At 44.2% G+C, this 11653-nt stretch carries 10 protein-coding genes; 4 read left to right on the forward strand and 6 right to left on the reverse strand.

What is annotated here, in order from left to right:
• Positions 1 to 80 precede the first annotated feature (80 nt).
• Positions 81 to 845: an SDR family NAD(P)-dependent oxidoreductase gene (locus KL866_RS05610; protein WP_025254987.1), complete on the reverse strand. Its 765-nt coding sequence runs from the start codon at positions 843 to 845 to the stop codon at positions 81 to 83.
• Positions 846 to 914: 69 nt separating this feature from the next.
• Positions 915 to 1829 (reverse strand): haloalkane dehalogenase, encoded by a 915-nt coding sequence (locus tag KL866_RS05615; protein WP_025254988.1) that lies wholly within the window; start codon positions 1827 to 1829, stop codon positions 915 to 917.
• A gap of 245 nt (positions 1830 to 2074) precedes the next feature.
• Here KL866_RS05615 and KL866_RS05620 point away from each other — a divergent pair, with 245 nt between their 5' ends.
• From KL866_RS05620 to KL866_RS05635, 4 genes are all read left to right on the forward strand, one after another.
• Positions 2075 to 4198, forward strand: a complete 2124-nt coding sequence (locus tag KL866_RS05620; RefSeq protein WP_214993887.1) for a 3-hydroxyacyl-CoA dehydrogenase NAD-binding domain-containing protein — start codon at positions 2075 to 2077, stop codon at positions 4196 to 4198.
• Positions 4199 to 4358: 160 nt separating this feature from the next.
• The gene (locus KL866_RS05625) at positions 4359 to 5540 is read left to right on the forward strand and encodes an acetyl-CoA C-acyltransferase (RefSeq protein WP_025254990.1); all 1182 of its coding nucleotides are present in this window, start codon (positions 4359 to 4361) and stop codon (positions 5538 to 5540) included.
• Positions 5541 to 5549: 9 nt separating this feature from the next.
• A complete protein-coding gene (locus tag KL866_RS05630; RefSeq protein WP_025254991.1) occupies positions 5550 to 7349 on the forward strand; it encodes an acyl-CoA dehydrogenase C-terminal domain-containing protein in 1800 nt (599 codons plus the stop codon).
• Positions 7350 to 7491: 142 nt separating this feature from the next.
• Complete coding sequence (locus KL866_RS05635; RefSeq protein WP_214993889.1) at positions 7492 to 8376, forward strand: alpha/beta fold hydrolase; 885 nt, start codon at positions 7492 to 7494, stop codon at positions 8374 to 8376.
• 94 nt (positions 8377 to 8470) lie between these two features.
• Here KL866_RS05635 and KL866_RS05640 read toward each other — a convergent pair whose 3' ends face one another.
• The 4 genes from KL866_RS05640 to KL866_RS05655 form a co-directional block, all read right to left on the reverse strand.
• Positions 8471 to 8869, reverse strand: a complete 399-nt coding sequence (locus KL866_RS05640; protein WP_025254993.1) for a DUF3718 domain-containing protein — start codon at positions 8867 to 8869, stop codon at positions 8471 to 8473.
• Between the two features lie 244 nt (positions 8870 to 9113).
• Positions 9114 to 9512 carry a DUF3718 domain-containing protein gene (locus KL866_RS05645; protein ID WP_025254994.1) on the reverse strand — a complete coding sequence of 133 codons (399 nt, stop codon included), beginning with the start codon at positions 9510 to 9512 and terminating at the stop codon, positions 9114 to 9116.
• Between the two features lie 322 nt (positions 9513 to 9834).
• Positions 9835 to 10791 (reverse strand): sugar-binding transcriptional regulator, encoded by a 957-nt coding sequence (locus KL866_RS05650; protein WP_214993891.1) that lies wholly within the window; start codon positions 10789 to 10791, stop codon positions 9835 to 9837.
• The gene (locus KL866_RS05655; RefSeq protein WP_214993892.1) at positions 10784 to 11458 is read right to left on the reverse strand and encodes an HAD family phosphatase; all 675 of its coding nucleotides are present in this window, start codon (positions 11456 to 11458) and stop codon (positions 10784 to 10786) included. Before KL866_RS05655 ends, KL866_RS05650 begins: the two co-directional genes overlap by 8 nt.
• Positions 11459 to 11653: the final 195 nt, after the last annotated feature.

An 11653-nucleotide genomic window follows, 5' to 3' on the forward strand; every position in this document is an offset into this window, starting at 1 on the left:
TATAAATACAAGGTGTTATACGAAGGTATATATTCTTATACTTTCGAATAGGTAGTGCTACTTAGCCGTGTAATTGCCCTTTACCATGCCGTTACACCACCGTCTACAGCTATCGTTTGGCCGTTCATATAGCTATTCCCCGGTGAAAGCATGAGCATCATAGTATTAACAATTTCTTGCGGCTCACCAAGACGCTTCATAGGGCTGCCCATGCCAAGTTGTTCTCGAGCTTCAGGGGTATTGTAACCGTCTACGTTTAAAATATTGGTAGGGCTGTAGAAAGGGCAAATAGCATTAACGCGAACATTTTTGCGTCCATACTCTACAGCAGCGGTGCGCGTTACTCCTGACACCGCGTGTTTTGCCGCAGCGTAAGCACCACCTTTGGGGGCGCCGCCTAGCCCCGCGAGTGAGCTAACGTTAAGAATATGGCCCTGTTTTTGTGCAAGCATAACCGGAATTTGATATTTCATGCCAAACATCACGCCTTTAACGTTTACAGCGAACTGCGCATCTATAATGTCTTCTGTCATCTGATGTACAGGGGCGGGGGTGTGCGCAATGCCCGCATTATTTACAGCTATATCCAATTGACCGAAGGTTTCCATAGCTTTATCAACTAATGCTTTGTTAAACGGCTCACTTGCTATGTTGCCAGCAAGCACTACTACATCAGTCAGGGCTTTTACATCTTTTTGCGTTTCTTCAAGAGCAGCCTCGTTGATATCAGAAAGCACGAGTTTAGCGCCTCGATTGGCAAGACCCAAAGATAATAAGCGACCAAAACCGCTGCCAGCACCAGTAATTAATACAACTTGCCCGGTAAAGTCGAGTAATGCATCCATGATAATTTCCTGTTTTTTAGTTTGTTTATGTCTGTCGATAACACAGCTGTTTGTAGTTAATCTTGGCGTTTACTTGAGCTGTGTTTGTTTAATAAATTGAATGAGTAAATCAGCTAGCTCTTCACCCTTATCTTCTTGAATAAAGTGACCACCATTTTTTACTAATGTATGGGGCATGCCGTTGCAGCCAGGCACAAGTTTTTGAAATATTTTATCGCCACCTTTAGTGACCGGATCGCTATCGCCAAAAGCAGTCACGAAAGGCTTGTTGTATTGCATCAAAATGTCCCACGCATTTCTGTTCGCCTGCGCCTCTGCATTATCAGGGCTAGTTGGAACAAGAAGGGGAAACATGCGCGCTCCTGCTTTGTAGCTCTCATCAGGGAAGGGAGCATCGTAAGCAGCAAGTGTTGCCTCATCTAATTGGGTTGTCGTCGCATTTTGAATAATGGTTGAAGTTGGGAATACAGGAACGTCTTGTGAGAACCGGCGCCATTTGATAAAAGCATCACTTGGCGTGTGATCTCCTGTCGGTAATCCAGTATTAGACACCATTACGCCGGAAAAGCGTTCGGGCATCTCAGCGACGAGTCGCAGTCCTAACAACCCTCCCCAATCTTGGCAAAACAAAGTCACAGGGCCTTTAGTCACTTGCGTAAACCAATCCTTGGTCCATATCACGTGACGAGCGTAAGAGTAGTCTTCCTTTCTTACTGGTTTATCAGAACGTCCAAACCCAATTAAATCTGGTGCTATAACATTGAACCCTGCATCAGCAAGCAACGGCATCATTTTGCGATAAAGGTAAGCCCAAGTAGGTTCGCCATGCATTAACAATATTGTGTGCCCGTCTTTTGGACCGCACTGGTAGTAGGCCATTGAAATTTCACTACTGACAGTATCAGTCACTTCTATAAATTGAGGGACATATGGAAAATCTGTAATTGTGTCAAAAGCACTTTCTGGAGTTTTAAGTACTTGCATCGCTAAACATCCTTTGTAAATGAAATGTAATTTTATATGCTTTCAGTGTTAACAAAAACACTGGTATCCAAATCTGTCAATTAAAGCTTAAGTAAGGTAGGACATGGCCTGCGCAGCAAGGCAAGTTTTCAAGAGGGATTGCGGTTATTATTAAATATTATGATAAATGTCTATAACACCAATAAACTTGGATGATTAACAACACTGCAATAACATCCAGTTAACGTGATAAACAGGACATGGTGATGACTGAGATGGAAAATAAAGCCGTAGAATATGCAGTACAACAAGGCGTTGTCACGCTGACAATGCAAAGCGCGCCGGTAAATGCGCTGTCGCGCGCTATCAGAGTAGGGCTAATAGAAGGCATTGATAACGCACTCAATGATGAAAGTGTTAATGCGATTGTTATAACGTCATCGCTGCCTATTTTCTCCGGTGGTGCAGATATTAGTGAATTCTCTGGCGGCGATTTGTCTCCCATGCTGCCTGAAGTACTAGATAAAATTGAGAATGCATCTAAGCCTGTTGTCGCTGTTTTGCCAGGGCCAGCGTTTGGTGGCGGTTTAGAGGTGGCGTTAGCCTGTCATCATCGCATCACTTTTGCTGGTAACAAGGTGGGGTTGCCAGAAGTAAACCTTGGTATTTTGCCGGGCGCAGGTGGAACTCAACGCCTTCCTCGTCTTGCCGACGCGCAAACTTCACTGGAAATGATCGTTACCGGCAAACCAACCTCTGTCGTTAAATTACCAGGGGTGTTCGACAAAATTTCCGATAAGCCTGAACACCTACTTGAAGATACCAAAGCCTATTTACAAGCGTTAACGCCTGACAAAGCGATAAAGCGTACTAGTGATATTACGCTGACCATGTCTGATGAAACACAGGCAGTGTTTGATGCGATAACCGCGCAAACTAAAAAAGCAACGCGCGGTTTCTTTGCTCCGCTAAAATGTATTGAAGCTGTGCGCGGTGCGTACACGCTAGCCTTCGAAGATGGTCTTAAAAATGAAGGCAAACTCTTCATGGAATGCATGAATACGCCACAAGCTCGTGCGCAGCAGCATTTCTTCTTTGCTGAACGCGCGGCAGGGCACGTGAGTGATTTCGATAAAAATACTCCAGAACGCAGTATCGAAAAAGTGGCGATTATAGGTGCAGGTACTATGGGTGGCGGTATCGCCATGAACTTTGCCAATGCTGGTATACCGGTCACCATGCTAGAGCTTAAAGAAGAAGCGCTAGCGAAGGGCTTAGCACTTATTCGTAAGAACTACGAAAATTCAGCGAAAAAAGGCAAATTGACCCAAGAACAAGTAGAGAGCCGAATGGCTCTGCTTTCTGGCACAACATCTTACGAGGATTTAGCTGACGTCGACTTAGTTATCGAAGCGGTTTTCGAAAAGATGGAAGTAAAGAAAACGGTATTCTCAACGCTTGATAGGGTGTGTAAGCCTGGCGCTATCTTGGCCTCCAATACATCAACACTAGACATAGACGAAATTGCAACAGCCACGTCCCGTCCCGAAGATGTAATTGGACTTCACTTCTTCTCGCCAGCCAATGTAATGAAGCTACTTGAGGTCGTTAAGGCTGAAAAGACATCTGCTGAAGTTATTAAAACTTGTATGAAGATGGCTAAGAAAATAAGAAAAGTCGCCGTGCTAGTGGGCGTGTGTTTCGGCTTCGTGGGCAATCGCATGATTGAGCCATACGGTCGTGAAGCTAATCGCTTACTACTTGAAGGGGCGACGCCCGAGCAAGTCGATCGCGTGCTTACCGAGTTCGGCATGCCTATGGGGCCATTCACCATGGGAGATATGGCTGGGTTGGACATTGGTTATTACGTACGTCAGTCTCGCCAAGAACATATTTCTCACGACCCAGCATACGGCGTGGTGGCGGACCGCCTTGTAGAAATGGGGCGCAACGGTCTAAAAACCGGGCGCGGTGCTTATAACTATGAGCCAGGTAGTAGAGTTCCTGTAGCAGACCCTGAAGTTTTAGAAATTGCCAAGCAAGAAGCAGAACGCTTAGGTGTGGTGCAACGCTCGGATATAAGTGATGAAGAAATTCTTGTTCGCGTCATGTATTCACTAATAAACGAAGGTGCAGCCATCTTAGAAGAGGGGATTGCAGCGAAATCTAGCGACATCGACGTTATCTATGTTTACGGCTATGGCTTCCCTGTGTATCGCGGCGGCCCTATGCAATATGCGGATGAAGTCGGCCTTGGCATTATTTTAGATAAACTCACTACTTATCGCGATCAGTTAGGTGAATACGGAAAAATGTGGCTTGAGCCGAGTGACTTACTTGTGAAACTGGCGCAAAGCGGCGGAACTTTTAAAAGTTATCAAACCAAATAGCGACAAACTAAAAGAGTTTAAGGGCGCAAACAAAGCGTTTACGCCCTTCAATGAAATCATGAAATAACGCTAAGCGCCTAATCTAAGAACCTGTTCTAAAACGAGATGGCGCGAGCTAAATGTTGACTGAACTGTCAGCCCAATTGAAAGGAACAACACAATGCGTGATGCAGTTATCGTAAGTACAGCACGTACGCCAATAGGCCGCGCCTATAAAGGTGCACTTAACAACTTGCCGGCGCCTTCTTTAGGTGGCCATGCAATTGAAAACGCCGTTGCGCGCGCAGGTATTGACCCTGCTATTGTAGACGATGTGGTAATGGGCTCAGCCCTTACTCAAGGCAGCGGCGGCATGAACATAGGTCGTTTAGCAGGTCTTGCTGGCGGGCTTCCGGTAACAGTAGCTGGCATGACGTTAGATCGTCAATGTAGCTCTGGTATGTATGCAATCGCTACCGCAGCAAATTCAATTCGAACTGGCGAAACAAACGTAATGGTTGCTGGTGGTTTAGACTCTATTTCTTTGGTGCAAAACAAGAACATGAATATGTTTCGCGCCGTTGATCCTGCGCTTGTTGCTAAGCACAAAAATATCTACATGCCTATGCTGCAAACCGCAGAAGTGGTGGGTAAGCGCTATAATATTAGCCGCGATGTACAAGATGAGTACGGTTATCAAAGCCAAATGCGCACGGCAGCGGCTCAAGAAGCGGGTAAATTCGACGACGAGATTGTTCCTATTACGGCAGTTCAAGCGTTATTCAACAAAGAAACTGGCGAAACATCTGAGCGTGAAGTGACCTTGTCAAAAGACGAAGGTAATCGCCCGGAGACTACACTTGAGGGACTTAAGTCACTTAATCCAGTTATCGAAGGCGGGTGTATTACTGCAGGTAACGCGAGTCAGCTTTCTGATGGGGCGAGCGCAACAGTAATTATGGATGAACAGTCAGCGTCAAAAGGTAGTGCCCAGCCACTTGGTATTTATCGCGGTATTGCAGTGGCAGGCTGTGAGCCAGATGAAATGGGAATTGGTCCAGTTTTCGCCATTCCTAAGCTATTAAAGCAGCATGGATTGACCATGGACGATATCGGTCTATGGGAACTTAACGAAGCGTTTGCAGTACAGGTTCTGTATTGTCGCGATAAGTTAGGCATTCCAGACGAATTATTAAATGTTAACGGCGGTGCCATTTCTATTGGTCACCCGTACGGCATGAGCGGTGCTCGCATGGTGGGTCATGCACTCATCGAAGGTAAACGACGCGGTGCAAAATTTGTTGTTTGCACCATGTGTATCGGTGGCGGCATGGGCGCTGCTGGTCTATTTGAAGTTATATAGGTATTGGGTATGGAAGGTTATAAAGCTCCACAACGTGACGCCATGTTTGTAACACATGAGCTACTAAATTATCAAAATCACTATCAAAAATTGGGTTTCGACGAAGCGTCCGAAGACTTAGTGTCTGCAATTTTTGCTGAAGCGGCCAAGTTTTCAGAAAATACGCTTGCACCAATTAATGCATCTGGCGATGAAGAAGGGTGTAAGTGGGTTGACGGCGAAGTTACTACGCCTAAAGGGTTTAAAGAAGCTTACCAGACCTATGTTGAAGGTGGCTGGCCAAGTATGTCTCACCCAGAGGAATTTGGTGGTCAGGCGCTACCATACTCGTTGTCATCTATCATTGCTGAGTGGTTCTCAGGCGCAAACCATTCATGGGCAATGTATCCGGGTCTTAGCCAAGGCTGCATGGAAACATTGAAAGCGCACGGTACTGAGCTACAGCAAAAAATGTTTCTAGATAAACTGGTTAGCGGTGAGTGGACAGGCACAATGTGCCTAACCGAGGCACATTGTGGCTCAGACTTAGGTATGCTTAAATGCCGTGCCGAGCCTCAAGAAGACGGTAGCTATAGTCTAACTGGCACAAAGATCTTTATCTCTGCCGGTGAGCACGATATGTCTGAGAATATCGTTCACATTGTACTGGCTCGTTTGCCTGATGCGCCAGAGGGTACCAAAGGTATTTCGCTGTTTGTCGTGCCAAAGTTCAACGTATCTGAAGACGGTGAAAAGCAAGACAGAAACGCAGTAGCCTGTGGCAGTATTGAACATAAGATGGGCATTAAAGCCAGCGCAACGTGTGTTATCAACTTCGATGGCGCCAAAGGTTTTCTGATTGGCCCACCTAATCGTGGCCTCAACTGCATGTTTACCTTTATGAATACTGCGCGTATTGGTACTGGTTTAGAAGGCCTTGCTGCATCTGAAGCATCTTTCCAGGGCGCATTACGCTACGCGAAAGACCGCATTCAGTTTCGCTCGCTAACGGGGCGTAAAAACCCTGATGGTCCAGCTGATCCAATTATTGTTCACCCTGATGTGCGCCGTATGCTATTAACACAAAAAGCGTTTGCTGAAGGCAACCGAGCGTTAGCGGCGTATTGCATGCAAATGGTAGACGTCACGCTTTACGGTAATGATGCCGGTGAAAAGCAGGTCGCAGAAGCAAAACTTGCTTTCTTAACACCTATTGTTAAAGCGTTTTTGACCGAAACGGCACAAGAAGCAACCAGTTACGGTATGCAGGTATACGGTGGTCACGGCTTTATTAAAGAGTGGGGCATGGAGCAGCTTGCGCGCGATACACGTATCTGCACCATGTACGAAGGGACTACTGGTATTCAAGCGGTAGACTTGCTGGGACGCAAAGTGATGGGGTCTAACGGTGAGCTGCTTAATGTATTTGTACAAGAAGTACGTGACTACTGTAACTCACTTCGCGATAACGCGCAGTTTAGTGCTTGGACCAATGCCCTAAATTCTCATCTTGATGAGTGGCAGCAGATCACTATGGACATTGGCAAAGCTGCAGCGTCGAACCCAGATGAGATTGGTGCAGCCTCTGTTGATTACCTGATGTACTCAGGTTACGTCACCGTGGCTTATTTTTGGCTTAAAATGGCGGTGAAAGCGCAAGAGCAACTTGACGCAGGAAGCACAGAAGTCGAGTTCTATAAGAGCAAAATACTAACCACGGGTTTCTATTTTGACCGCTTACTGACAAGAACTCGCTCTCTTGTCTCTGCCATGCAGTCAGGCGCTGACAACTTAATGTCTATGCCAGAGAGTATGTTTGCTATCGAGTAAGCGAATAGAAATCAAACTAAAAATAAAACTCGTACGCTGGTAAATAGCGTACAAACGCCGAGCAAATAAAGCAGCCCAATACTATTTGGGAGCCTTGTTTAGCTCGGCTTTTTTGTCTCTGGAATATGAGGGTGCATTTAACGTGATAATTTCAAAATATGTTGATATCGGTGGCTCTGTTATCCATTACTTATCTCGTGAAGAAGAAAAGAGCAATGGGCTTTTACTCGTCTTGCTTCACGGGTTTCCTGAAAACGCTCATACTTGGGAAGCATTAATAAGCTTATTACCAACGTCTGTTGATGTAATTGCACCTGACTTACCAGGGTATCATTTGTCGAGCCCACTTGCGGATGAAATCGATTACCAAGTGCCTTTTCTTATATCGCGTATGGCTACTTTTATTGGAAAAGTTAAAGGAGATAGAGATGTTATTCTATTGGGGCACGATTGGGGTGGTGCAATAGCATGGCCGTTAGTTGCGTTTCATCAAGACCTAATCAAAAAACTGATCATCATAAATGCAGCGCACCCTTCTACATTTACACAGTCACTTAAAACGTCACAGCGACAGCGAGAGAAAAGCCAGTATATCCACGATCTTATCGATAAAAATGCACAACAATGGCTCGTAGATACAAATTTTGAGCTATTAAAAGTAATGTTAGGACAGTCACTTGATGAAGAAAGTGAAGCTTATGGCAAGGGTTTAATCAACGATTGGAGTGCACCTAAAACGCTGAATGCAATGCTTAACTATTACAAGCAAATGCCGCAGCAAGTGCCTCAGATAAACGCGACAGAAAGCGAACTTGACAGTATACGGGTGCCTGATGTGTTTATTCATCTTCCGGTATTAGTGTTATGGGGAGAGCGAGATGATGCGTTTGACCTAAGTGTTTTGGATAACATTCAACACTATGTGCCTTCAATTGATATCCATTTTCATAAAGACGCTTCTCACTGGCTGCACAGAGACGAACCTCAATGGGTTTTCAAAAAAGTGACAAATTTTATAGAGGCTTAAAAAGGGGTGAGGCCCCTAAAAGGGGCCTCCAGTGCGGCATCCTGCCGCTACCATGTTGAACCGTTGTATCACATGGTGTGACTAAATTGTTTTATTAGATTCTGTCGTTAAGTTCAGCTGAGATAGGTGAGCTTTGAAGACCCTGCTCAGCAATCCAAGCTTGAAGGGTTTTGCCATCTGACTCTGGCTGTGCCAAATCTTTACTAGGCATTTTCTTTACAAGTAATGTCCCTACTTCAACAGCGTTGCTGCTAATAGCTGTGCGGATAAGGCTTTGACCGCTACAAGAAATACCAGTGTAGTAATCGCGAAGCTTGAGCTTATAGTCAGACTGAACGCTACGCATTTTTTTGCGAAGTTCACCTTTATCATCTGCTTGAACGATAGTGCAGATGTTAGCCAGGGCTTCGTTTATATCATTAGCTTGTGCGGCGTTAGAAAAAGCTAAAGTAGATGCTGCAATTACTAGAGAAGTTTTAACGATTTTCAACATGGTTAAATTCCTTCGTTTGTTGTTATTAAGATTATCTTTGTTCGTTGAGATGTATTAAACCTCAATCTAACCTATTGAAAAACATGCTGTAAAATAACAAGGTATACCAAAGTATACCTTAAGGGTGAGCATGCATTAGATGTAAAATAAAACAATAAAAAAGGCCCCGTAGCAGTGGGGCCTTAGAATGCAGCATGCGCTGCAACCATGTTGAAAAAGTTCACATGGCGATGTGAATTAGGATTTAAATTCTGTCGTTAAGCTCGGCAGAGATAGGTGAGCTCTGTAGTCCCTGTTCAGCGATCCACGCCTGCAAAGTTTTACCGTCCGCTTCTGGTGCAGAAAGATCCTTACTTGGCATTTTTTTCACAAGTAGGGTTCCTACTTCAACCGCATTATTTGTAATTGCAGTTCTGATTAGACTTTGACCGCCGCAAGAAATACCAGAATAATAATCGCGAAGCTTCAATTTATAGTCTGATTGTACACTTCTCATTTTCTTACGTAGCTCACCTTTATCGTCTGCTTGTACTATTGTACAGATATTGGCAAGGGCTTCATTTACATCGTTGGCTTGTGCTGCGTTAGTGAAAGCTAAAGTAGATGCTGCAATTACTAGAGAATTTTTAACAATTTTCAACATGGTTAAATTTCCTTCGTTTGTTTATTTTAAATTAAATCTGTTTGACGGGTTTTATTAAAGAGCACGTGAGGAGTTTGAAAAATAGCCATTGGAATAACAAGGTATGCAAGCTAATACCTTATACTAAAGGTGTAGTGAATGCTGATTTGTCGTTAGCCTTTAGTAGTAAAGGGACAGCGAGGGGTAGGGTAAATAAAAAAGCGATTTTTAAAGCGGCTAAAAAATTGCCAAAAAAGCCGCAATTTGTGCACTTTTATTTGTAGACAGTGTTTTTTAGACTAGTGCTTTGTAGGAAAAGCACTAGCTAGCGGCCTAAGGAAAATTATGAATCCAATAAAGCTGAAGCAGTACGCTCGGTTGTAATTAACCCGTTTAAAAACTTCGAACGAAGCGCACCCCTTATAGCATTAAATTTGCTATCGCCAGCAGCAACACCTATGACAGGCTTTTCTGGGGTCGCTTTAAGTTTAAAGCTTGTGACCCTATGGTTGATGTCGCAATTGATCAATGCACCTTCTTCGTTAAACACCCAGCTGATAATTTCACCGCAAGCCCCTGAATCGCCAAGCGTGCTGAGTTCATTATCGTCAATGAAACCATCTTTATATAACGGAGAGACACTACCTAAGTTACCTATACCTACAAAACTTATGTCGGCTTGCTTTGCTAGCGAGTGAATACGAGAGATATGCTGCTGTTGTTGCCATACATCTTTCTCAGACTTGCTTGAAGCAATAACCGGAGTTGGCATAGGGTAGTGTTGGGCTTTTACTCTGTCTGCGACGTGCACAGCAACGTCGTATCGAGTGGCTTCACCATTTTCTGCAATATTGCCAACCAAAGAGACAATTTTGTGTTGAGGGCAGTGAAGAAGCGATAATTCATCAGCACAGGCACGAAGTACTCGCCCAGTACCAAACGCTATGGTTTGCGGAGCATCGTGTTTTAGTGCACGTTCAATGGCTGTAGCGCCCGCTTGACCTAATCCCTGGGTAGAGTTAGGGTCGTCATCAACATTTGGGACTACATCACAAAAAGTAAGCCCAAATTTCCGTTGAAGACCCTGTGCTAATTCCATACATCGTGCGATAGGGTGTTCCAAGCGCACCTTTACCAGCCCTTCTGACATTGAAAGCGCTACTAGTCTTTGCGCGCTTTGACGGGAGGTTTTAAGCGTTTTTGCAATTTCATCTTGGGTTTTTCCGCCCACGTAATACATCCATCCCGCCCTAGCAGCTTCGTCTAGGCGGTTAAGATCGTTTTGTGCTTTTTTACTCATTTGTTGTACTCATATTCATTATATCTGGGAAGCGCTTAATAAAAGTCTCCCAAGAAGCAATCGTATTATCGGTGTTATCTACCAAATTATGTAGATGTGCGCCCCCAATGAAGTGAAGACATTGCATGTTGGCAGCTTGTGCTGCGGCTAGTCCTGGTTCGGAGTCTTCAATAACCAAACAATTATGCGGTTTACACTTCATTACTTCTGCCGCGTGTAGAAACAAGTCAGGTGCAGGTTTGCCTCTTGACACTAAAGAACGGGTAAATATGCGGTCGTTAAAGAAATGAAGTAAGCCGGTTGTTTGCAGCGCTTTCTTTGTTCTTTCTGGTGAACTACTTGTGGCAAGGCAAAACGGCACACGTAAAGAAGACAGTACTTCAATAATTCCAGGTGTGTTGGTGAGTTGACGCTCAAAGCTTTGAAAGAGCAGGGTGTGAAAATCGTCTTCTATTGCTTGGGTTAGCGATAGGTCGAAGTCCTCTTCTACTTTGCACCTTACATGCTCCATGCTTTTACCTAAGAAGTTTGCAATAAAATAACGCCTAGTAATGGCAATGTTAAATTTAGCTAAAATCGATTGCCAGGCCTGCATAGAAAGTACTTCACTATCGATAAGTACTCCGTCACAGTCGAATATGACTAAATTAATGCTACTTTTCTTCAAGGATCACCTTCAAAAGATTTGACATGCTGTGTCCCATTTTCTGACTCTGATTTTCGTCAATACCAAAAAGAGAGTAAATATGGGTCTATTCGAATATTTGCTTAAGTGTAAATTAATTGATGCTTTTGTTTCTACCGTTAATTTTCTGAAATAAACGTTTCTAGTTAAAGGCGTCTGAAATGCATTTAGCTAATC

The organism is Alteromonas sp. ALT199 (assembly GCF_018619335.1).
Classification (GTDB): domain Bacteria; phylum Pseudomonadota; class Gammaproteobacteria; order Enterobacterales; family Alteromonadaceae; genus Alteromonas.